Genomic DNA, 21,907 nt, shown 5'->3' with positions numbered 1-21,907 from the left:
ATCTGGGGCTATATTTTTCTCTTCAAGGTAGATGTTTAGCATCTTACCTTCTTTTTCTACCTGCGTTAATTCAAAATAATCCAGAATACCTTCCGGTAATAATAAACTGATCAGGGTTTGCTCGGCTTGACTCAAAATGAAAATTTTCGTTTGGTTTACGAATGCAAAAGAAAGAATTTATTTCCTTCCCCCCAAGAATTCCGCTTGATCCCTGAATATCAGAATGTTAATGCGTTTATTCGGTGAGTCGGGGGAACTTCAATTTACTCACCGAATCACTCAATTTTATATGTGATTTATTGAATAAACTGTAGTTTTGGGTAAAAACAAAAAGCCTGCAATCAATTGATTTTCAGGCTTTTAAACGTTTTGTTACTATTTCTTGTGATCCCGCTGGGATTCGAACCCAGGACCACTACATTAAAAGTGTAATGCTCTACCAGCTGAGCTACGGAATCATTTATGTTCCCTTGTTTCGGGAGTGCAAAGATAGAAAAATTTCCTTAATCAGTATACTCAGCACTTAAAAAAGTGAATAATAATTAAAGAAATTTCGTAATGTACTGAGGTACAGTCGAAATATTTTTACAGGAAATAACCTAATTGTTTCTGATAGGAGCGGAATACTGCGTGTATTTACTGCAAGCGGTGATTATACAGCAGTAGAAAATTCGATTTAAACTATCAATTATTGCTTTCCAGCCTATATCAGCGCTCAAATCACAATTGTTAAAAAATAATTGACTGGAAATAAGCCAATACAGCAAACAAATTGCCACGCTTCTTCATTATCTTCTTAACCAATGTTAAGATTATACGTGCCCAGAGCTGATCAGAATGTAAAGCTCAGGTAATTTTTCCCGCATTTTGTTCAATTACAGATGATTTAACGCATTCTGCCAGAAAATAACGTGATATTAATTTGGATATGAAACTATAAAAAGACAATTTTGTGAAAGAAAACGAAACTAATTGAAAGTTTCATTTTGTTAAAAGCGCTACTATGGACAGACTTAAATTGATACAGAATCTTGCAACCGGCGAAAAATGGGACGTGGTCATCATTGGCGGGGGAGCTACAGGTTTGGGAATTGCAATGGATGCGGCTACCCGTGGTTATAAAACGTTATTAGTGGAGCAGGCAGATTTCGCCAAAGGGACCTCTAGTAAAGCAACCAAATTAGTACATGGCGGCGTGCGTTATATGGCTCAGGGTGATCTTGGCCTGGTACGTGAAGCTTGTCACGAAAGAGGTTTATTATTGAAAAATGCCCCTCATCTGACTAAAAATGAATCATTCGTCATTCCTAACTACACTTGGTTCGACAATATCAAATATACTATAGGATTGAAGTTTTACGATCTGTTAGCAGGTAAACTCAGTCTAGGTAGCTCAAAATATATCAATAAAGAAAAGACGATTGCCGCATTGCCTTCTATTAAAAGAGAAGGATTAAAAGGTGGAGTAGTTTACCATGATGGTCAGTTTGACGATACCAGGCTTGCTTTAAATATCGCACAAACTGCTATAGAAAATGGTGCAACGGTACTCAACTACATGAAGGTGGAAGGTTTGCTAAAAGACAGCACTAAGAAAGTAAACGGTGTGAAAGTGAAAGATATTGAAACCGGAAATACTTATGATGTTCTTGGAAAAGTGGTGATCAATGCAACCGGTGTATATGTAGACAATATCCTACAAATGGACAGACCGGAAGCACCGCACCTGGTACGCCCGAGTCAGGGGGTACACATAACGCTAGATCGTTCCTTTATGGAAGGTGATAATGCGCTGATGATTCCTGAAACTGACGATGGAAGGGTACTATTTGCTGTGCCATGGCATGATAAACTCATTGTAGGAACTACGGATACCTTAAGAGATGATCCGGAACTGGAGCCTCAGGCCTTGGATGAGGAAATCGAATTTATCCTTTCTACAGCAGCAAAATATTTCAGGAAAAAGCCAAGCCGTGCAGATGTGCTTGCTGTTTTTGCAGGTTTACGTCCATTGGCAGCCCCAAAACAGGAAGGCTCAAAAACGAAAGAAATTTCCAGAAGCCATAAGATCATCGTGTCAGATTCTGCAATGATCACGATTACCGGTGGTAAATGGACTACTTTTAGAAGAATGGCTCAGGATACGGTAGATAAAGCGATTGAAAAAGGCTACCTGCCAGCAAAATCTTGTAAAACGGAACAGCTTCATATTCATGGGTATGTGGCATCGCCAGACCAATCAGATCCGCTTCATTTTTATGGAACTGATCTTCTAGGAATACAAAAGCTGATTCAGGAAAACCCTTCACTTGGGGAAAGACTGGTTCCAGCATATCCCTATACAAAAGCAATGGTGGTATGGGCCGTAAGAAACGAATATGCGCGTAGGGTAGAAGATGTGCTGGGACGCCGTTTTAGACTGCTGTTCCTGGATGTAAAAGCAGCCCTTGCAGCAGCACCTGAAGTGGCCAGAATCATTGCTGAAGAGCTGAACCGCGATCAGGCATGGGTAGAGAATGAAGTGGAGGATTTTAAGAAGCTCGCTAAGACCTACACCATATTTTAAATCAAAACCAGAGATAATTTTAAACTTATTAATTCCAATAACACCTATAAAATGGAGCCAGATCAAAAATTTATTCTAGCCCTCGATCAGGGAACAACAAGTTCTCGTGCCATTATTTTTAACCATGATGGTGAGGTCGTTGCCGTAGCGCAGAAACCATTTGAGCAATTCTTTCCGAAACCAGGTTGGGTAGAGCATGATGCAAATGAAATCTGGTATTCGCAATCTTCTGTCGCAGCTGAAGTGATTGCCAAATCTGATTTAAACGGATTAAATATCGCTGCAATCGGTATCACTAATCAAAGGGAAACGACGATTGTTTGGGATAGAGAAACCGGAATTCCGGTATACAATGCCATCGTTTGGCAAGACAGACGTACCTCAAAATACTGTGACGAGCTGAAAGAAAAAGGCTGGACAGAGAAAATAAAAGAAAAAACGGGACTCGTCATTGATGCTTATTTCTCAGGAACTAAGGTGAAATGGATTCTCGACAATGTGAAAGGCGCAAGGGAAAGAGCAGAGCATGGAGATTTGTGCTTTGGTACCGTAGATAGCTGGTTGGTCTGGAAATTTACCCGCGGGGCAATGCACATCACCGATGTTTCCAATGCCAGCAGAACTTTGATGTTCAACATCAATACGATGGAATGGGATAAAGAACTATTGGAATTGCTGACGATTCCGGAAAGTATGCTGCCAGAAGTCAGACAAAGTTCTGAAGTATATGGAAATACGGTCACTACACTTTTCGCTTCCAAAATTCCTATTGCTGGAATTGCAGGAGATCAGCAGGCTGCATTATTCGGTCAGATGTGCGTAGATGAAGGAATGACGAAAAATACCTATGGTACCGGTTGTTTTATGCTGATGAACACGGGTCATAAACCTGTATTCTCAAAAAATAACTTGCTGACTACCGTAGGCTGGAAGATCAATGGTAAAGTTACTTATGCTTTAGAAGGCAGTGTTTTTGTCGGCGGAGCAGCGATTCAATGGCTGCGTGATGGTCTTGGAATCATCAGGACCTCTGCAGAAAGTGAAACTTTATCGGCCTCGGTCAAAGACAATGGTGGTGTTTATTTCGTGCCAGCCCTCACCGGATTAGGTGCCCCTTATTGGGATCAATATGCACGCGGTGCGATATTCGGAATTACCCGAGGAACCACTGCTGCCCACATCGCCCGTGCGGCTTTGGAGGGGATCGCTTTCCAGGTAAATGATCTTTTGAAAAGTATGGAGTCCGACTCCGGAAAGAAATCTAAAGAATTAAGGGTAGATGGTGGAGCAGTCGAAAACAATGCTTTAATGCAATTTCAGGCAGATATTTTTGGCAGTGATGTAGTCCGACCAAAGACGCTCGAAACGACTGCTTTAGGAGCTGCTTATCTGGCAGGTCTTGCTGTGGGTTACTGGAGCAGTGTAGAAGAAATCAAGAAACAATGGAATATAGAAAAGAAATTTGAGCCAACGATGGGAAAAGACCAGGCTAAAAACTACCTTCACTACTGGAAAAAAGCAGTAGAAAGATCAAGAAATTGGTCTGAAGAATAAATATCCTACTTTTGTCCAAATGGAAAAAGGAGGGAGTAGGACTGGAGAATTAACATCTTGTTTTACCAAAATTTTAATATCATGAAATGTAAAATCTTAGTGAAAACTGTTGCCTTCGGATTTGTTTTAATCGCAAGTGCAATGAGCGTAAGCGCACAAAAAATCAATGAAAAAGAACTGAAAGTAAATGTAGATAAGATCTCCACTGCCACACAGCAGCTGAAGAATCTGGAGCCAGTTACTTTTAATTATGATACCAAAAAGTTCAATTACCTACAATTGCCAACAGGTGGCCAATACGGTTTCTTAGTAAGTAATGTACTCCCTGAATTTCCGCAAATGGTAACCGAAGTGTCCAAACAATATAATGCCGGAAAAAATGATTCCAAAGTTGTAAAATACAATGAGGTGCAGACAGAAAATCTAATCCCTGTACTGGTAGCCGCGATCAAAGAACAGCAGGCAGAAATTGAACTTTTAAAGAAAGAATTGAATGTATTAAAAGCGAAAGCAAAATAATACTTTAAAGCGCAGCTTTAAAAAGAACAGCTTCCGTTAATACCCGTCGAAGCCCAGGAGATTTTTTTACCAGCTTATCCTGGAAAAATACCCCGCATTTTCGAAAAAAACATCAGGTGTTATAAACACGAAAGCCTCAGATTTCTCTGAGGCTTTTTGCTGTATTTTAAACCAATTAATTGGTCTCTTTTGTAATGTTAATGGTTTTCTCCATCACCGCTACAAGTGTATCTCTATATAGAATGAAGGTCGACTGACGAGCTTCGTCTGTTTCACTTTCTTTTACTGCTTTTCTGCTTTCTTTGATCTGCTGAAGCTCATTGGTATATAAATCCATAAACAATTCAGGTTCTTTATTTTTCAGAATCCTGATGGTATGTGAGTATTTTTCATGGCTGTCAACGAGAATAGCGAAGTTTTTCTCATTATAAATATCCAGACCAACAATTTTTCCTGATAGCTTCTCCAGCTTTCCTCTTTCTTTTGCGTAACCCATAATTGCCACGAATATACCAGTTTTGTGGAAGATTATATAATTCCTTTATTTTTTTACTTATACAAGCTTAAACGGAGTCAGAGTGTATAGTCTAAACAGATGCCTCATAAGGAAAGGGAGTAGCAGTGGCAATGCGTTGGGCTTCAGGTAGTGTTGCTTTTGTTATAAGGTAAATCAGCTGATCATTATTGGAATGAGCTTAATCTTTGGCCTGCTGCATGATGGCCATATTATTTATTAGCCAGTATTTCTGTTTGTTATCTGTTTGTTTATGAGTGAATTAATGTAAGCTTCCTGAGGTAAAAATACACTTTTATCCGGTTGCTTTAATTTTTTTGGAATAATAAATGCTTACTAATATATGATCAGGAATAAAAAATAAATTCTTGTCTACAAAATTAATTAGCGGTTATGAAAGTGAAAAAGAAAATTTTATTGACAGGAGCATCAGGAACAGTAGGTTTTGAAGTATTGAGACAACTGGTTCTGCAAGCTGATAAATATGAGATCACCGTTTTCGATCAAAAGACAAAAAACTCGACTAAACTATTGTCTCCTTATGAAAAACAGATAAAGGTAGTTTATGGCAATCTAAGCAATGCAGAAGAGGTGGCAGAAGTTTGTATGGAAAAGGATTTCTTGATTCATTTGGCGGCGATTATACCACCATTGGCAGATGAAAAACCAGAACTGGCTTATCATGTAAATGTGAATGGGACCAGATACCTGATCCAGGCCTTGAAGCAGTATTCTCCGGATGCTTTTTTCATGTACAGTTCCTCCATCTCCGTTTATGGAGATCGTTTAAATACCCCTTGGATTAGAACTTCAGATCCTTTATCACCGAGTCCGGAGGATCATTATGCGGTCACCAAAATAGAATCGGAACAGCACATCCGTAACAGCGGTCTCGATTTCTGTATTTTTAGACTGGCTGCAATCATGGGTACCAATAATCACAAACCTTCTGGGATCATGTTCCACATGCCTCTGGCTACGGCTATGGAGATTTTAACACCAGAAGACACCGCCAGGGCTTTTGTAAATGGACTGTCAAAACGCAGCGAATTATCTAGGGAAACTTATAATCTTGGTGGAGGAGCCCTTTGCCGTATCAGTTATCAGGATTTCCTTTCCCGCTCCTTTAAAGCCTTCGGTTTAGGGGAACTGGATTTTCCCTCAAACGCTTTTGCGGAGAAGAATTTTCACTGCGGATATTATGCGGATGGTGATGAATTGGAAGAACTCCTTCATTTCAGAAGGGATACCCTGGAGCATTATTTTGCAAAATTAAATCAATCGGTATCGCCGATCAAGAAAACGATGGCCTCCGTATTCAGGGGCTCTATTAAGCGCCAGCTGCTGAAAAAATCAGAACCTTTTCATGCTTTACTACATAAAGATAAGGAAATGTCTGCGCGGTTCTTCAATGAGCTTTAGCTAATCGCAGCAAAAAATTGCTGTTTACAAAAAGGATGCCCCTCTAAATATAGAATGGAGCAGGATATCAATTAAATGAATGATCTAAAAATGAAAACATATATGAAAAATATCATAGCAATCGCATTGCTTTTTGCCGTTCAATTCGGCTACGCACAAAAGGGGCCCTTAAAAATAACGGTCACCAATATCAATCATCTGGAAGGAAATATTCAGGTGAGTTTATACAACAGTAAAGCTTCGTTTATTAAACCGGGGAAGGAATATAAAACCATGGTCAGGGAGGTGAAAGCAGGAACAGAGATTTTTACTTTTAATGATTTGCCTGCCGGAGAATATGCGGTGGCCCTTTATCATGATGAAAATGGTGATGGAAAATGTAATACCAATATGCTCGGGATTCCTAAAGAAGGTTATGCTTTCTCCAAGAATTTCATCCCTAAATTGTCTGCCCCAAAGTTTGAAGACACCAAGTTTAAACAGGAGCAGGGTACCAATATGGTGATCAAAATGCATTACTAGTGGAAGTTCAAAAGAGTTAGCCATTATAATTGCTTGCTGCAATGACACATGAGTCACTATTCAGTGTTTGCCTTTATTCTAAACAGGTCTACATTAGAAACTAAGAACTTATTTTGCAGGGCAATTCTAGCCAGTTTTGTGCTCACCAGACTATTTTCCCTGGAATTGAGCAAAAATACCGAGCTTTCTCCCATTAAAAACAACCTTTCTTCAGATTGCAGCATCTTGTCATAATCACCGACCAGTGAGTTGGTAATGGCCATTTGCTGCTGTATAGATTTGATCTCCGCCTGTTGTGCAGTAATTTTGTTCTTCAACTGTAAACGCTCCAGATTAAGGTCCAGCTGACTGTCGTTGATCTTTAGCTGAGCCAATTTCAAAGCACCCCTTTCTTTTCTCAGGAACAGCGGTACACTAAACTTCAATTCAAATTTATAATTGCCCAATTCAAAGTCATTAAAATAGTAGGGATCAGATAAATAACTGTAACCCACATCTAATTTGGGCAGCAGCATATTGCGCTTCAATTTCTGTTCTATCGTCAGGATTTCTATTTTCTGCTGCATGGCCATCAGCTTAGGATGCTTGGCTAAAACGTCATTAGCAGATACCAGCGCATCGAAATTGAGCGCCACTTTCAGGTCGTTTTCCAGCTCCGCTTCCGGTATCATGGTTTCCTTTAATTCCATCGGAATGTTCTCAATCCATAAGTAATTGGAAAGCTCCAACTTCGCCTTGGCCAGTTTCAGTTCGGCCTCTGTTAGGTTCAATTGCCTGTTTTTAATGACAATTCTCGCCTCGATACTGTCAACAGCAGCTTTATCTCCAGCTTTGATGAGTTTTCTTATCCCTTCTGCCCGTTTCTCGGCAAAAGTCAGGTATTCCTGGTAGAGCTTGGCCTCATCATATGTCCTTTTCCAGTTGATATAAGCGGTAGAAGCATCGTAAAGGATATTTACCGCTTGTAACTGGCGCTCTGATTTACTTAGCTGGAGCTGGATTTTAGCAATCCGAAGATCTGCCATTCGCTGGTTGATCAATAGTCCCTGAGCCAAAGGAACTGTGATGCCTAAGGCAGTCAAGCCATTGTCTGGCGTTCTGTTTTGTGGGTTCAGGTAATTGCCGTCATTGCTGTCGAAACCCGCTTTCACTTCTATACCATACCAGGTGGGAACTTTGAAACTGCTGTTAAACAAAGAATAGTACTCGGTTCCTTTAAATTGTTTATTCCTGAAATCGACTTCCAGTTTCGGGTCGAAACCACCACGAGCCATCATCAGGGCAGTTTCGGCTTTACTCAGCAAGAGGTCTGCCTGTTTCACCGCAGGATGGTACTTTTTGACGTAGCCCAGAAACTCCGGAAAAGTCAGTACTTCTGGTTTAAGCTCCTGTGCAAAGCCGGGTAAAGTGCAGAAAAGACAGCTGAACAGTATTAATTTTTTGATTTTCATGCGCTTACTTTTTAGCTGTAGCAGGTTTTTCCGATTGATAATAGTTGGGAGGGAAGCCATTCAGTGTTCTCCAGATTTCAAACCATACGGGTACCGTTTCCAGCAGTGCAATGGTTTCTGCACCTGAGCCCATGCTCAATTGCTTTGGCCATTGATCTTCCTCGGGGTCTGGTGCGATCAATACCCTGTACTTGCCATTTGGACTGATAAAATTCTCTATGGCTACAATTTTTCCACCAAATGTACCATAAGACATATCTGGCCAGCCGGAGAATACAATCGTTGGCCAACCATCAAACCATACGCGGATCTTTTCACCTTTTTTCAAAAGGATCATGTCTATAGGGCTGACAAATGTTTCTACCGCAAACTCATATTTTGCCGGCATGATGCTCACAATTGGGACGCCTTCTTTTACAGTCTCGCCCAATCCCGATTGCAGGGCGCGGTTTACATACCCATCTTGCGGCGCTTTGATGTAATACATGCCATTTCTGATGCTATAATTTGCATATTGATTTTCCAGTTTACTCAGTTGGCCGGAAGCATCGGCCTGATTGCTGAGTGTGGTAAATTTATCGCCTTTGGCTTTAGATATTTTCTCTGCATATTCTGCGGAAAGGCGCTCTACCTCTAATCTGGCATTGATCAGCTCATTTCTGGAAGTCAATAGTTTGTTTTCCTGAGTCGTTACTTTTGCCTGTACATCCTGTAGTTTTAACCGTTTCTCTTCCACATCGGTAACTGGCTTTAATCCTTCCTTTTGAAGTTGAATGGAACGTTCTGCTTGTGTAAGGGCAATTTTAAGCTGTATTTTGACCGCTTCAAAATCCATACTGTCGCTCTCTATTTTCAAAAGAGACTGTTTAATTTTATTCCTTGCCTGCTGATGTTTTAGGCTTTTTTCGCCTTCCAATGCGCTCACCTGTGCGTTTAGTGCAGCTACTTTTCCATGATAAGATTCCAGTGCCATTTTCTTGGCATTCACCTGATCCTTCGTGTTTTCTAACAGGTTTGGGTCAAAATATTCTTCTTTTACTTCAGAAAGAAAGATGATGGTGTCGCCCTTTTTTACATAATCCCCTTCTTGTACATACCACTTTTCAATCCTTCCGGCGATGACGGTATTGATGGTTTGCGGTCGTTGATTGGGTTTTAAGGCAGTTACAGCACCAGATCCGGAAATGTTTTGTGTCCAGGGTAGAAACAGGACGATGATCCCAATAATGCATATCGCTAAAATCAACCTGTTCAATATTTTATAATGCGGTCGGTTTCCTAGGTTTTTAACCGCACTATAGCGGTCTAATATATGCTGCTGCGTATTTTTCTGATCAGATAAATTTAGCATTTTCTTATTTCTTTAGGTCGTTGATGATTTTTCCGTTTTTCATAGTAATTGACCTGTTGGATTTCAACTTCCAGGTTGGGTTTGCAGAGGAGACAATAACCGTCCATTGCTGGCTTTCAGCGCAAATGAAGGCGATGATGGCATCTGCCGTATCTTGATCCAGGCGGTCTGTCGGGTCTTCATAAAGCAAAATTGCTGGTTTATGAATGATGCTTCTGGCCAGCATGATTTTCTGTGCATTAGAAGAAGACAGCTGTTTACCTTCCGGAAATATTTTAGTATCCAGTCCATGAGGAAGGGTTTTGATATAGTCACTCAGCTGTACCGCATCCAATGCCCATCTTAGATCTTGCGCTGTAACGGCGGGGTCATTGAAGGTGATGTTCTCCAGGATGCTGCCTTCAAATGGGCTTTGTCCTTGAATGATCACCCCAATCTGCGCGCGGTATTGATTGATGTCGATCTGACGGAAAGTATCGTCATTGATAAATAATGCACCGGAAGTGGGTTTTAATAAGCCGGAAAGGGTACGGATTAAAGTGGTTTTTCCGGAGCCATTTGCGCCATTCAGGATGATTTTTTCGCCCGGTTCAATTTTCAGGGAGATGTCTTTTAACATATCGGTTTCGGCGCCTGGGAATCGGAGAGATACTTGATCTGCCTCCAGGGTAATACGGTCGTAAAGTGGCTTGCCTTCGGCTTCCGACAAGGTTTCTATTTCCATATCTGTTACTTTTCCAATCTTTTCTACAGCAGTCAATACATCATAAAAGGTCTCCAGACCCAGTACGATTTTTTCTACCGAATTGATCACCAATAAAATGATAATCTCTGAGGCGACAAACTGTCCGATGTTCATTTGCTGATTCAGCACCAGGTAACCTCCAATCAGGAGCAGGCCAGCAGTGATGATCACTTTAAAGATGATCAGCTGTCCATATTGCCGCTTGATGACGTTAAAGTGTTTTTCCCGGTAATCCAGGTAGTTGTTGGTTAAGCTGTTGTTTTTTTGAAGGGCAAAGTCAAAGTTCAGTGATTTTTTAAAGCTATGTTTATTCCTTGCAATCTCCTGCAGCCACTCTGCAGCGCGATATTTATACTTCGATTCACTCAAACTGGTATCCAATCCCTTGGTATAAGAAAACTTAAAGATCAGGTACAGCATGGCCACTAATAATACGCCAAACAGGATAAAGGAAGGATGGTATAAAGACAGCAGAATGATCCCAAAACCGATTTGCAGCAAGGCGGAAGAATAATCCAGCATGAGCTTGGAAACGCCTTTTTGAATGGTTAACGTGTCAAAGAAGCGGTTGGCAATTTCCGGGGGATAAAGCTCATGGTAGAGTTCGTCGAACTTGATTTTCGGAAGTCGGTAGGCAAATTCAAAAGAAGAACGTACAAAGATCTTTTGCTGCAGGTTTTCTGTGATCCGCAATTGCATGAGCGATAAAATCCCTACAAAAGCAACGCCGGTAACTACGCCGATCACGAGGATGATCCAGGAAACGCTGACCCTGCCGCTTTGCAGGAAATTTACAATCGCCTGAATGCCTAAGGGCAGCGACAGACTGATGAGTCCGGCTATGATGGCGTATAAAAATATTTGAGTTACGTCTTTTTTGTCAAGCTTTAGCAGACTGAAGAATCTTTTTGCCGGGGTCATGATTTTGGGCTTAATATGCGCTGGATAAGGTCTGTATAATAGGCAGTCGGACTGGTGTTTTCATTGCAGTCGGTAATCGTTTTGAAATGATCTTTCAGGAAATGCTGGTGTAATGCGCCTTCCACGATGCTCGAAATTAAGCTTTTCGGGAAAGGGTATTCCGGATCAATCATGACCACCATTCCTACCATTCTGCTGATCACTCTTTTGTAAATCAAAAAGAAGCCCTCTTTGTTTTCTTCATCCACCTCTTTGGTTAAAAATGTCTTGGTAAATTCCGCAATGATGATCTTATTCAGTAAGGCTTCATTGAGGTAAGGGGTGTTCAGGTCGTCCTCAATTTTCTCTGTCACCAGTTCCAGGGCTTTGAGCAGCTGGTCTAAAGGAGCCGCGATGTTGGCGGTAGCAAAGACCATTTTATACTCTATCCAGCTCCAGTACCAGGAAGAGAAGTAAACCAGTAATTTATGCTTGTTTTCAAAATATCGGTAGATGGAACTCTCATTGGAACCAATGCGCTCCCCAAGCTTTTTAAAGGTAAAGTTGTCAAAGCCGATTTCATCCATGATGATCAGACTGTGCTTGATGATCTTTCTGCCAAGCGTGGTGCTTTCCGGATCTTTCACATAGATCTTTTCGTTCACCTGTATTTTTATATTTGCCAATAGCTGATCCATAATAGCTGTGTTTATTGCAAATGTAATAGTATTACTATCATAAATAATAAGAATACTTACATTTTTTATTAAAACTGCCTTTAAGTGGTCTTTAAAGCCATAATCGGTTTTTGTTTTTTTGATGGGGAAGGCTTATTTTATTCCTTTACCTAACGATTTATTTGTATTTTACAGTCCTTATGAACCTTTAAAGAAATAAAAAGATGCTCAACCGAAGAAACTTTATCCGAAATAGTACTGGCGCTTTAGGTAGTACAGTTCTGCTTTCTGCACTCGATAATCCTGCTTATGCGCTTTATGAGCGGACAATTGGGGCGAATGACCAGATCAATATCGGAGTAATTGGGATCAACGGAATGGGCTGGTCAGATTTGAGAGCCGCACTAAATGTTCCAGGAGTAACTTTAGTCGCGCTGTGTGATTCGGATCAAAACGTGTTAGACAAAAGGATGGGGGAGCTGAAGGGTTTAAACATAGCTGCTTCAAAGGTGAAGGCGTATAAAGACTATCGTGCCTTATTAGACAATAAAGACATTGATGCGGTGATTATAGGAAGTCCGGATCATTGGCATGCTTTGATGATGATCCATGCTTGTCAGGCAGGTAAAGATGTGTATATAGAAAAACCGGTTGGGAATTCAATTTTGGAATGCCGTACAATGGTTGCGGCGCAGCAAAAATACAACAAAGTGGTACAGGCAGGGCAATGGCAGCGGAGTCAGCAGCATTTTAAAGATGCGGTAGATTTTGTGAAAGGCGGACAGCTCGGGAACATCAGAACGGTTAAGGTCTGGTGTTATCAAGGTTGGATGAAGCCTGGGCCTGTAGTTCCGGATACGGCAGTTCCCGCTGGTGTAGACTATGATTTATGGTTAGGGCCAGCAAAAAAACGCGCTTTTAATTCCAGTAGGTATCATTTTAATTTCCGATGGTTTTGGGATTATGCAGGTGGATTAATGACAGATTGGGGTGTACATTTGATCGACTACGGTTTACTGGGGATGGGATCGCCGATTCCAAAAAGTATCTCTGCATTAGGTGGCCGCTTTGCTTATCCTGATTTATATGAGGAGACTCCTGATACATTGACTACACTTTATGAGTTTGAAAAATTTAACATGGTATGGGATTCTGCCATGGGCATTGATAACGGTTCTTACAACAGGGATCATGGCATCGCCTACATTGGCAACAATGGAACGCTGATTCTGAATAGAGGAGGATGGGAAGTGATCGAAGAAAGACAAAGCGGTCATAAAGTGAGCAAACCCTTTCTGAAAGCCTCGGATAATGGTCTTAACAACCACATGCTGAACTTCTTTGCTGCTGTGAGGTCAAGAAAGAAAGAAGGTTTAAATTGTGACATACAAGCTGCAGCACACGTGGCCAGTATCGCCCAAATGGGTAATATCGCTTACAAAACCGGAGAAAAACTAACCTGGGATGCCCAGAAAAACCAATTTACCGACAAACAAATCAATAGCAAATATTTAATGGCGCCTTACCATAATGGTTATAACTTGCCAAAAATCTAAAATATGAAGTTTCTTTTTACCACTGCTGCGTTAGCATTATTTACCCTGATGTCTTATGGACAATCAAAATTTGTACGTTTAATGACCACCAAAGGTGACATCACCTTGATGCTGTACGACCAAACGCCTAAGCACAGGGATGCCTTTTTGAAAACCATAAAACAAGGTTTGTATGACCACGCGGCTTTTAACCGGGTGATTAAAGGTTTTGTGAGTCAGGGGGGAGAGTTGGATGAAACCATTCTGGATAGAGAAAAACAGCAGCCAGAAAAGCCTTTAGCGCGCATACCTGCAGAGATTGTTCCTGGTCTTTTTCACAAGAAAGGCGCATTGGGAGCCGGTAGAAACGACAATCCGGAACACAGTTCTTACTTTACGCAAATTTACCTGGTTGCAGGCAAACCTCAAACCGACGAAGAACTGAATGCCATGGAAAATAAGAAAGGGCATCGGTTTTCTGCCCTAGAAAGGGCAGCTTACAAAAAGATCGGAGGAATCCCTCGCCTGGATCTGGATTATACGATATTCGGAGAAATTGTAGAAGGGATGGATGTAGCGGATGCCATCAATTCAGCCCAAACGGATCAGCATGATTTACCACTAACGCCAATTACATTCACACCTCAGTTGTTATCTAAGAAAGAGGCCGCAGTAATCAGGAAAGTGTTGGATTCCCGTGTAAATTAGCAATTTGTATTTCAAATCACCGGCTATTTTTATTGACATTAACTTGCGAAATCAGGAATGGTTAGCCCCTTGTATGGTCATCTATATACTAAGAAGCATCTGCTAAAAGCATGATGTCTGTAGCGAAAAGTAATTGGTTTACGTTTAATAGGTATTCACCAAGTTTTAAACCAACTAAATTATGATGAAAAGACCCGCTGCTTATTTCTTAATGATTGCAGGTGTTATCTTCCTGTCCGCTTGTCTCAAAGAAACCATGGATGATGACCGAAATCCTGGCTGTGATCCACCTTCATCGAATACATTTTTTCAAGTCGTAGATAAAACTTCCGGAGCAGACCTGTTTTTCGGCGAGAGTCCAAAGTATAAAATCAATGAAATTAACGTCTACAGAACAAAAGATAAGACATTTAAGGAGCCATTGCGTTTAATTCCTGTTGGCGGCGACATAGCTGCGTTTTCACTTGCCTTTGATTATCACAAACCTATTGATACCTTGCTGATTAAAATCGCAGATACGCCAATAGATTCCTTGTTTTACACGGTTAAAAAACCTGTAAATCATTGCAACCCCTATGAGATGGAAAATGTTAAATTCAACAAAGTCGATATCATTAGAGATAAAGGCCTCTTGGTTTTTAAGAAATAAAAAAGCTATTATAGCGTATGACTTAAAATCGCGATTTGCCTAGTCCATTCCTTACCATAAATTCTCATTTCCAAGGCATTTACTTGATGACTGCCTTGGAAATAGAGATAGGATTAAACACCTCTTTAGCTTAACTTTATTTTTACTAAAGTCGTGTAATCAATTGATCTTTAGTGGAAATTAAATTGACTTGTGCGTTGTTTCTCGTCTTGAAGTTTATTGTTTCAATGTCTTTTTTTCTCCGATACAAATTTGCCTCGATCATTTTTCAGTAAATTTGCAGCATAGGGAATAATGATAACGATAGGGGTTTTAAGATGAAGATACTGTTAATAGAGGATGAGATAGCGGTAGTTTCTTTGATCAAAAGAAGCTTAATGGATGAAAACATTGATTTAGACATTAGTGTAGCAATGGACGGGCTCACCGGGTTGAAAATGGCTGGAATGAACCGGTTTGACCTGATTATTCTGGATATTATGCTGCCTGGTATGGATGGTCTGGAGGTTTGCCGAAATATCAGATTAACAGACCCCGATGTACCGATTATCATTCTTTCAGCCTTAAATCAAACGGAGGATATTGTGGCAGCCTTTAATCTGGATGCTGATGAATACCTTACGAAGCCTTTCAAAATCGACGAATTAAAAGCCCGTGTTTTTCGCAAATCGCGTAAATCGGGAACGGTACGTACTACGCCTGCAAATCTCTTAACCATATCTGATTTAGTGCTTGATAAAGACAGCAAGTCGGTCACCAGGGCTGGAAAAGTGATTGTGCTGACGGCAACAGAGCATCGACTCCTCGAATATCTGATGCAGCATATGAACAGGATCATTACCCGTGTGGATATCCTGGAAGAAGTCTGGGGAATGAATTTTAACCTCAGCACCAATGTGGTGGATGTATACCTGAACTACCTCCGCAAAAAGATCGATAAAAACTTTAGTCCTAAATTGATTCATACCGTAATTGGGATGGGTTATGTACTCAGAGTCCAGGAGAACCATGAAGATTAGAACCAAAATTATTCTGCTTTCCTCGGCAATAGGGAGTCTAATCCTGGTGTCTTTTGCAGTCTATGTTTCGTATTTCACGGCGAAGACGCTGGAGAGTAAATTCTACATCAGGCTAGAAGAAAACGCAAGAATGTTAGGCACGCATGTCTTCAATTCAAAAAGTTATAAAGACAAAGGTTATTATGAGCTGAGTAATCAATTCATCAATCAGTTTTCTCTTGGCAGGAATTTTCTGGTGCGGGTAGATAAAAACAGGAAGCAGCCACGATATGAACCGCTTTTGCCGATGAGCAATGCTTTTTTTGAAGAAGCAATTGAAAAAGGAAAAGCCGAACTCATGATGGGTGATACTGCTTATGTTGCGCTTTTTTTTGAAGATAAAGACCACGATAAGAATCTGGTAGTGGTTTCTTCGGCAGTAGACGATTTTGGGATTGCAGAACACAACGACCTCAATAGCGCACTGATTTCAGGCATCGTGATTTTCTTATTCCTCATCTTCCTGATCTCTTTTTATTTTGCCGATAAGCTGTTAAATCCGATCGCTTCCATTAATAAGCGTATTGGATTGATCAATATCAGTAACCTGAACCTGCGGTTAACCAGCAGGAAAACTAAAGATCAAACTAAAGAAAAGGATGAGATTGAAGTCCTGATCACCAATATCAACGACATGCTCAGCCGATTGGAGATTGCCGTGAAGTCTCAGCGAAGCTTTATCAGCAATGCCTCGCATTCTTTGAGGACTCCTATGACCATCATCAGCGGTGAGACTGAACTCGCATTGCAGAGCCTGGATCCCAAACATCCTGCCCATTACTCGTTAGAAATGGTGTCCAGGGAAGTGGATCGGATGAACCTGATCGTGAACAACCTGCTGCTGCTTTCCAGAACAGGCTATGATGGCAAGGTGCAGAACATGAACTATGTCAGGATTGATGAATTGCTGTATAGTGTAAAAGAATCTGAAGGCTACCTGAACGATAACCATCGGATTTTCCTGGATTTCTCCAACATTCCGGAGGATAGCAATCTTTTAACTGTTCAGGTCAATCAGGATTTGTTTTTCATCGGACTTTCCAATATTATTTCTAACGCTTGTAAATATGGTAATGAAAAGGAAGTGAAAGTCAGTATTGAAGTAGACCATTTGAAGATCATTATCCGGGTAGTGGATCAGGGGATAGGTATTCCTGATCAGGATAAACCCCATATTTTTGAATCCTTTTTTCGGGCCTCCAATGTGGGCAGTATTTACGGAAATGGCCTCGGACTGGTACTTGCCAAAAATATCTTTGAACTTCATGACGCGAGTCTGACGATCGATTCTACGGAAGGAAAAGGCACAGTCGTGACGATTACCTGTCCTATAGCGGTTCTCTAATCTGGCTCTTATTTTTCGCTAATACCGCGTTAATCTTCGCTTTAGCGCGTTATTAGGTCTGTCGCCTATACTTGTATCATTAAGTATAGCGATATGAAAATCAGAACCAGTGTAGGTATAGCTTTATGTGCAGTTTGTCCGGCAATAGCCTCGGCACAAACGCCAGTTGATACCACAAAAAAGACTTCCCTTGCTACTGAAAAGCAGGCGAGTCCTTCCATTTTTAACCTCCACATACTTGGCCGTACCTCTTTAAATATTGGCCAGAATAAAGAACGCGCTTTAAACGCAGGTTTCAGAATGGATGAAACCAGGTTATTACTGAGCGGTAATGTGAATCCAGACCTGTCTTATAAAGTTCGCTTCCGATTAAACAAAGCTTTCACTACCACTACTCAAGACAATGGGTCGAGGGCGCTGGACTTTGCTCAGGTGAATTACCGCTTCGGTAAACAGAAAGACTGGGAAGTTATTTTAGGTAAGCAAGCCGCTGCAGTGGGCAGTTACGAGTTTGTGAACAACCCGGTTTATGAATACATTTTTACAGATTATGTAGACCGTATCCTGAACCTATTCGTGGTCGGGGCTACCTTTTCCTACACCGCAAGCCCAAACCATAATTTTCAAGTACAACTCTACAATACTTCCACTGAAACTTTCGATCAGCTGATTAAAACTGCTGGTTACCGAGCAGGGGAGTTCAAGCAATCGGAACGCCCAATGGGTGCTTATTTCACCTGGCAGGGGAAGTTCTTCGATAAAGCATTCCATACCAAATGGTCTTATAACTATAACCAGCTGATTGCCGGAGCAGATAATCATTCCCTTTCCCTGGCAAATATGTACCAGTCTAAAAACACAAAAGTCTATTTAGATCTGCAGTATTCTGATTATGGAGTCGATCATACTATGTTGGCCTCCAATCCAATTCATGCTTTCTTAGGAACTAATGCTGCAGATAGAATCATGCGCAGGGATATCGTGTATAAATCTGCAGTGCTGAGGTTTGATCAGCAGATGAGCACACATTGGGGCATCTCTGTAAAAGGAGCTTATGAAACCGCAAGCGCCTCTAAAGACAAAGCAATAGGTGCCGATTTCAGGAGAAACTGGACCGGCTATGCAGCCCTGGAATACAAGCCAATTGCCAATCAGGACTGGAAACTTTTTGCCGGATACATCGACCATAAGATCAGTTATAAAAACCGCCTTGGAATGCCTTCGGAAAAAAACAACCGCTTCATTCTGGGGACCTATTTTAACCTGAAAGCGATCTAGTAAAAACTCACATCCAATCCTATCAGAATCCAACAGATAATAAATTTAATACTATAATATTTTATGCGTTTAACACCCAGAGAAACCGAAAAATTGATGCTGCATCTTGCAGGTGAGCTTGCCAGCAAACGTCTCAAAAGAGGCCTGAAGCTGAACTATCCGGAATGTATCGCCTACATCAGTGCAGAGATCATGGAGAAAGCAAGAGATGGAAGAACTGTATCCGCGCTAATGGACTACGGAACCAAGTTGTTGAGTAGAAAACAGGTGATGGAAGGCGTTCCAGAGATGATCCATGATGTGCAGATTGAAGTGACATTTCCAGATGGAACAAAGCTAGTTACCATTCACAATCCTATTCGCTAATCTTTAAAATTATAAAAAATGATACCAGGAGAATACATTATAAAAAAAGAAGACATCAAGGCCAATGTCGGTTACGAAACATCGCCCTTGTCTGTGACCAATACAGGAGATAGACCGATACAAATAGGTTCCCATTATCATTTTTTTGAGGTGAACAGACACCTGCAGTTCGACAGAGAACGTGCATATGGGAAAAGATTAAACATTCCTGCCAGTACCGCGATCCGTTTTGAACCCGGAGAAAGCAAAGACATCATCCTCGTAGAGATTGGCGGCAACAAAGAAATCCACGGATTTAATGGCTTAACCAGTGGTAAGTACACGGATGAGAAAGTAAAGGAAGCGGCGATCGCAAAAATGAATGCAGAAAAGTATAAAACCGTAAAATTAAGATAAGATATTATGGCAGATTGGAATAGAAGAGAATGGATTAAGGTAGTTGGGATGACTGCCATGGGCAGTGTAGTTGGTTTAAGGTCTTTAGGACTGGATAAACTTGGCCTTGACGCAGGTTCCGTTAAATATATAGATGGGGACCTTTACATTCCCAGAGCAAAATATGTGGCGCTTTTTGGCCCTACCACAGGTGATAAAGTGAGGTTGGCCGATACGGATTTATTTATTGAAATCGAGAAAGATTTTGCCGTATACGGAGAAGAAAACAAGTTTGGTGGTGGTAAAACCATCCGTGATGGTATGGGCCAGTCGGCACGTGCGTTGGCAGACGAAGGTGTACTGGATTTCTGTATCACAAACGTGATGGTGATTGACCATTGGGGGATCGTGAAAGGTGATGTGGGGATCAAAAATGGAAAGATTGTTGGAGTTGGAAAGGCAGGAAACCCTGATGTTCAGGATGGGGTAACGGAGCACATGATCATCGGTGCTTCTACGGAAGTACACAGTGGTGTTGGGATGATCCTTACTGCCGGTGGTATTGATACCCACATTCACTTTATCAGTCCACAGCAAGTAGAAACGGCATTGTACAGCGGGGTAACCACCTTTATCGGTGGCGGTACAGGACCAGCAGATGGTACCCACGCGACTACCGTAACTTCTGGTAAATGGTACATTGAAAAAATGCTGCAGGCATTTGAAAACCTGCCCATCAACGTTGGTTTATTCGGTAAAGGAAACGTATCGACTATGGCGCCTATCGAAGAAATGGTAGAAGCAGGTGCATTGGGTGTGAAGATCCATGAAGATTGGGGTGCGAATCCAGTGACCATCGATATGGCCTTGAAAGTAGCAGATAAATACGATGTTCAGGTGGCCATCCACTCGGATACACTAAATGAGGCTGGTTTCTTAGAAGATACTGTACGTGCGATTGATGGCCGTGTGATCCATACTTTCCACACCGAAGGTGCGGGAGGAGGACACGCTCCGGACATTATGAAGATCGCGATGTACCCTAACATTTTGCCCGCATCTACCAACCCAACAAAACCTTACACGATCAATACTGCGGAAGAGCATTTAGACATGCTGATGGTATGCCATCACCTGGATAAAAATGTGAAAGAAGATGTGGCTTTTGCGGATTCAAGAATCCGTCCTCAAACCATCGCTGCAGAAGATATTCTACAAGATATGGGCGTGTTCAGCATCATGAGTTCTGATAGTCAGGCCATGGGTAGAGTAGGTGAAGTGATTTCCCGTACTTTCCAGACTGCTCATAAAATGAGGATTCAAAGAGGTCCCTTAAAAGAAGATGAAGGAAAAGGTAATGACAACTTCAGGGTGAAGCGTTACATTTCTAAATATACCATCAATCCGGCAAAAGCACATGGAATTGATACCTATGTAGGTTCTATTGAACCTGGTAAAATTGCCGATCTGATTTTATGGAAAGCAGAAATGTTTGGCGTAAAACCTGAGCTGGTGATTAAAGGAGGAATGATCCTGGGTGCCAAAATGGGAGATGCCAATGCTTCTATTCCAACACCTCAGCCCATCATCTATAGAATGATGTTCGGTAACCACGGTAAAGCATTGTCTAACATCTGTTTCAACTTTGTTTCTAAAGCTTCTTTAGAAAATGGAGCGATCGCTAATTATGGCCTTGCCCGTACCAGTTTACCGGTAAAAGGCTGTAGAACGGTCATGAAAAAAGACATGGTGCACAACGATGCGATGCCAAATATTACGGTAGATCCGGAAACTTATGACGTACGTGTAGATGGCGTAATTGCTACCTGCGAGCCTTTGGCCGTACTTCCTATGGCACAACGTTATTTCCTTTTCTAAAATGATAAAAGTAGATCGGGTTATTGCCAACCTATACGACGATGCGAAACGCTACTCCAACTGTAAAATCGATGTTTTGCAATTGGAATGGTATGATACGACAAAGAGAATCCTGCGCATGCTAACAGATGGGGGACGTGAAATTGCGATCCAACATCTGGCACAGGAGCAGCTTTTTCATGGCGATATTTTGCACCATGAAGGGAAAAACATCATTGTGGTGCAGATCATCCCTGGCCCTTGTATCGTGTTTCAGCCAGTCAGCTTTAAAGATATGGCCATTGTCTGTTTTGAAATTGGCAATAAGCACATCCCGGTTTTTATCAATAAAGACAAAGAAGTCATCATCGCATTCGAAGAACCGCTGTATCAATTTTTGAAAAGAGGGGGATTCAAACCGCGCAAAGAAGATAGAATAATTGAAAGAACCTCTACCCTGATGATCCACAAATGGAGTTCATCAGGGCAGGTAATTTCTTTAGCAAGCAAGTAAC

19 protein-coding genes, 1 tRNA gene and 1 pseudogene are annotated in these 21,907 nt (G+C 41.3%); 15 read left to right on the top strand and 6 right to left on the bottom strand.

Annotated elements, in window-relative coordinates:
• Window positions 1-385 precede the first annotated feature (385 nt).
• Window positions 386-458: transfer RNA gene (locus H9X96_RS21090), tRNA-Lys, on the bottom strand.
• Between the two features lie 545 nt (window positions 459-1,003).
• Between H9X96_RS21090 and H9X96_RS21085 the strand changes: the two genes are divergently transcribed.
• From H9X96_RS21085 to H9X96_RS21075, 3 genes are all read left to right on the top strand, one after another.
• Entirely contained in the window at window positions 1,004-2,566 is a 1,563-nt protein-coding gene (locus tag H9X96_RS21085; protein ID WP_187668191.1) for a glycerol-3-phosphate dehydrogenase/oxidase, read from the top strand.
• A gap of 51 nt (window positions 2,567-2,617) precedes the next feature.
• Window positions 2,618-4,120: a glycerol kinase GlpK gene (glpK, locus tag H9X96_RS21080; protein WP_187668190.1), complete on the top strand. Its 1,503-nt coding sequence runs from the start codon at window positions 2,618-2,620 to the stop codon at window positions 4,118-4,120.
• An 81-nt stretch (window positions 4,121-4,201) separates the two neighbouring features.
• Window positions 4,202-4,639: a tail fiber domain-containing protein gene (locus H9X96_RS21075; protein ID WP_187668189.1), complete on the top strand. Its 438-nt coding sequence runs from the start codon at window positions 4,202-4,204 to the stop codon at window positions 4,637-4,639.
• Window positions 4,640-4,814: 175 nt separating this feature from the next.
• On the opposite strand, the gene H9X96_RS21070 is transcribed toward H9X96_RS21075, so the two are convergent.
• Window positions 4,815-5,135 (bottom strand): hypothetical protein, encoded by a 321-nt coding sequence (locus H9X96_RS21070; protein WP_187668188.1) that lies wholly within the window; start codon window positions 5,133-5,135, stop codon window positions 4,815-4,817.
• A gap of 411 nt (window positions 5,136-5,546) precedes the next feature.
• Here H9X96_RS21070 and H9X96_RS21065 point away from each other — a divergent pair, with 411 nt between their 5' ends.
• Together H9X96_RS21065 and H9X96_RS21060 are read left to right on the top strand one after the other, a co-directional pair.
• Window positions 5,547-6,575: an NAD(P)-dependent oxidoreductase gene (locus H9X96_RS21065; RefSeq protein ID WP_187668187.1), complete on the top strand. Its 1,029-nt coding sequence runs from the start codon at window positions 5,547-5,549 to the stop codon at window positions 6,573-6,575.
• A gap of 102 nt (window positions 6,576-6,677) precedes the next feature.
• Complete coding sequence (locus H9X96_RS21060) at window positions 6,678-7,097, top strand: DUF2141 domain-containing protein (protein ID WP_187668186.1); 420 nt, start codon at window positions 6,678-6,680, stop codon at window positions 7,095-7,097.
• A 56-nt stretch (window positions 7,098-7,153) separates the two neighbouring features.
• Here H9X96_RS21060 and H9X96_RS21055 read toward each other — a convergent pair whose 3' ends face one another.
• From H9X96_RS21055 to H9X96_RS21040, 4 genes are read right to left on the bottom strand one after another with little or no spacing between them, the layout of a single operon-like run.
• The gene (locus H9X96_RS21055) at window positions 7,154-8,548 is read right to left on the bottom strand and encodes a TolC family protein (protein WP_187668185.1); all 1,395 of its coding nucleotides are present in this window, start codon (window positions 8,546-8,548) and stop codon (window positions 7,154-7,156) included.
• A 4-nt stretch (window positions 8,549-8,552) separates the two neighbouring features.
• On the bottom strand, window positions 8,553-9,899 hold the full coding sequence (locus H9X96_RS21050; protein WP_187668184.1) for an HlyD family secretion protein: 1,347 nt from the start codon (window positions 9,897-9,899) through the stop codon (window positions 8,553-8,555).
• Window positions 9,900-9,903: 4 nt separating this feature from the next.
• On the bottom strand, window positions 9,904-11,565 hold the full coding sequence (locus H9X96_RS21045; protein ID WP_187668183.1) for a peptidase domain-containing ABC transporter: 1,662 nt from the start codon (window positions 11,563-11,565) through the stop codon (window positions 9,904-9,906).
• Window positions 11,562-12,242: a TetR/AcrR family transcriptional regulator gene (locus tag H9X96_RS21040; protein WP_187668182.1), complete on the bottom strand. Its 681-nt coding sequence runs from the start codon at window positions 12,240-12,242 to the stop codon at window positions 11,562-11,564. Before H9X96_RS21040 ends, H9X96_RS21045 begins: the two co-directional genes overlap by 4 nt.
• 203 nt (window positions 12,243-12,445) lie before the next feature.
• On the opposite strand from H9X96_RS21040, the gene H9X96_RS21035 reads away from it, so the two are divergent.
• The 10 genes and pseudogenes from H9X96_RS21035 to H9X96_RS20990 all read left to right on the top strand — a co-directional run bounded on the left by H9X96_RS21035 (window position 12,446) and on the right by H9X96_RS20990 (window position 21,906).
• Window positions 12,446-13,777, top strand: a complete 1,332-nt coding sequence (locus H9X96_RS21035; protein WP_187668181.1) for a Gfo/Idh/MocA family protein — start codon at window positions 12,446-12,448, stop codon at window positions 13,775-13,777.
• A 3-nt stretch (window positions 13,778-13,780) separates the two neighbouring features.
• The gene (locus H9X96_RS21030) at window positions 13,781-14,464 is read left to right on the top strand and encodes a peptidylprolyl isomerase (RefSeq protein WP_187668180.1); all 684 of its coding nucleotides are present in this window, start codon (window positions 13,781-13,783) and stop codon (window positions 14,462-14,464) included.
• 181 nt (window positions 14,465-14,645) lie between these two features.
• The gene (locus H9X96_RS21025) at window positions 14,646-15,113 is read left to right on the top strand and encodes a hypothetical protein (protein WP_187668179.1); all 468 of its coding nucleotides are present in this window, start codon (window positions 14,646-14,648) and stop codon (window positions 15,111-15,113) included.
• A gap of 317 nt (window positions 15,114-15,430) precedes the next feature.
• Window positions 15,431-16,132, top strand: a complete 702-nt coding sequence (locus tag H9X96_RS21020) for a response regulator transcription factor (protein WP_187668178.1) — start codon at window positions 15,431-15,433, stop codon at window positions 16,130-16,132.
• Window positions 16,122-17,516 (top strand): HAMP domain-containing sensor histidine kinase, encoded by a 1,395-nt coding sequence (locus H9X96_RS21015; RefSeq protein ID WP_187668177.1) that lies wholly within the window; start codon window positions 16,122-16,124, stop codon window positions 17,514-17,516. The genes H9X96_RS21020 and H9X96_RS21015 overlap by 11 nt, the downstream gene beginning before the upstream one ends.
• Window positions 17,517-17,609: 93 nt before the next feature.
• Entirely contained in the window at window positions 17,610-18,794 is a 1,185-nt protein-coding gene (locus tag H9X96_RS21010) for a porin (protein WP_187668176.1), read from the top strand.
• A 63-nt stretch (window positions 18,795-18,857) separates the two neighbouring features.
• Entirely contained in the window at window positions 18,858-19,160 is a 303-nt protein-coding gene (ureA, locus tag H9X96_RS21005) for an urease subunit gamma (RefSeq protein ID WP_187668175.1), read from the top strand.
• An 18-nt stretch (window positions 19,161-19,178) separates the two neighbouring features.
• Window positions 19,179-19,475 (top strand): annotated as a pseudogene (gene ureB, locus H9X96_RS21000) (urease subunit beta); the annotation flags it as partial.
• An 87-nt stretch (window positions 19,476-19,562) separates the two neighbouring features.
• Complete coding sequence (ureC, locus tag H9X96_RS20995) at window positions 19,563-21,413, top strand: urease subunit alpha (RefSeq protein ID WP_187668173.1); 1,851 nt, start codon at window positions 19,563-19,565, stop codon at window positions 21,411-21,413.
• A gap of 1 nt (window position 21,414) precedes the next feature.
• Window positions 21,415-21,906: an urease accessory protein UreE gene (locus H9X96_RS20990; RefSeq protein WP_187668172.1), complete on the top strand. Its 492-nt coding sequence runs from the start codon at window positions 21,415-21,417 to the stop codon at window positions 21,904-21,906.
• Window position 21,907: the final 1 nt, after the last annotated feature.

It is taken from the genome of Pedobacter sp. N36a, from assembly GCF_014472395.1.
Taxonomy (GTDB): domain Bacteria; phylum Bacteroidota; class Bacteroidia; order Sphingobacteriales; family Sphingobacteriaceae; genus Pedobacter.
This window is presented reverse-complemented; position numbering and strand designations above follow the sequence as displayed.

Bases quoted from the DNA above. Each gene is read 5' to 3' on its own strand.
- H9X96_RS21085 (WP_187668191.1), top strand. From the start codon at position 1,004: ATGGACAGACTTAAATTGATACAGAATCTTGCAACCGGCGAAAAATGG.
- glpK (WP_187668190.1), top strand. From the start codon at position 2,618: ATGGAGCCAGATCAAAAATTTATTCTAGCCCTCGATCAGGGAACAACA.
- H9X96_RS21075 (WP_187668189.1), top strand. From the start codon at position 4,202: ATGAAATGTAAAATCTTAGTGAAAACTGTTGCCTTCGGATTTGTTTTA.
- H9X96_RS21070 (WP_187668188.1), bottom strand. From the start codon at position 5,135: ATGGGTTACGCAAAAGAAAGAGGAAAGCTGGAGAAGCTATCAGGAAAA.
- H9X96_RS21065 (WP_187668187.1), top strand. From the start codon at position 5,547: ATGAAAGTGAAAAAGAAAATTTTATTGACAGGAGCATCAGGAACAGTA.
- H9X96_RS21060 (WP_187668186.1), top strand. From the start codon at position 6,678: ATGAAAAATATCATAGCAATCGCATTGCTTTTTGCCGTTCAATTCGGC.
- H9X96_RS21055 (WP_187668185.1), bottom strand. From the start codon at position 8,548: ATGAAAATCAAAAAATTAATACTGTTCAGCTGTCTTTTCTGCACTTTA.
- H9X96_RS21050 (WP_187668184.1), bottom strand. From the start codon at position 9,899: ATGCTAAATTTATCTGATCAGAAAAATACGCAGCAGCATATATTAGAC.
- H9X96_RS21045 (WP_187668183.1), bottom strand. From the start codon at position 11,565: ATGACCCCGGCAAAAAGATTCTTCAGTCTGCTAAAGCTTGACAAAAAA.
- H9X96_RS21040 (WP_187668182.1), bottom strand. From the start codon at position 12,242: ATGGATCAGCTATTGGCAAATATAAAAATACAGGTGAACGAAAAGATC.
- H9X96_RS21035 (WP_187668181.1), top strand. From the start codon at position 12,446: ATGCTCAACCGAAGAAACTTTATCCGAAATAGTACTGGCGCTTTAGGT.
- H9X96_RS21030 (WP_187668180.1), top strand. From the start codon at position 13,781: ATGAAGTTTCTTTTTACCACTGCTGCGTTAGCATTATTTACCCTGATG.
- H9X96_RS21025 (WP_187668179.1), top strand. From the start codon at position 14,646: ATGATGAAAAGACCCGCTGCTTATTTCTTAATGATTGCAGGTGTTATC.
- H9X96_RS21020 (WP_187668178.1), top strand. From the start codon at position 15,431: ATGAAGATACTGTTAATAGAGGATGAGATAGCGGTAGTTTCTTTGATC.
- H9X96_RS21015 (WP_187668177.1), top strand. From the start codon at position 16,122: ATGAAGATTAGAACCAAAATTATTCTGCTTTCCTCGGCAATAGGGAGT.
- H9X96_RS21010 (WP_187668176.1), top strand. From the start codon at position 17,610: ATGAAAATCAGAACCAGTGTAGGTATAGCTTTATGTGCAGTTTGTCCG.
- ureA (WP_187668175.1), top strand. From the start codon at position 18,858: ATGCGTTTAACACCCAGAGAAACCGAAAAATTGATGCTGCATCTTGCA.
- ureC (WP_187668173.1), top strand. From the start codon at position 19,563: ATGGCAGATTGGAATAGAAGAGAATGGATTAAGGTAGTTGGGATGACT.
- H9X96_RS20990 (WP_187668172.1), top strand. From the start codon at position 21,415: ATGATAAAAGTAGATCGGGTTATTGCCAACCTATACGACGATGCGAAA.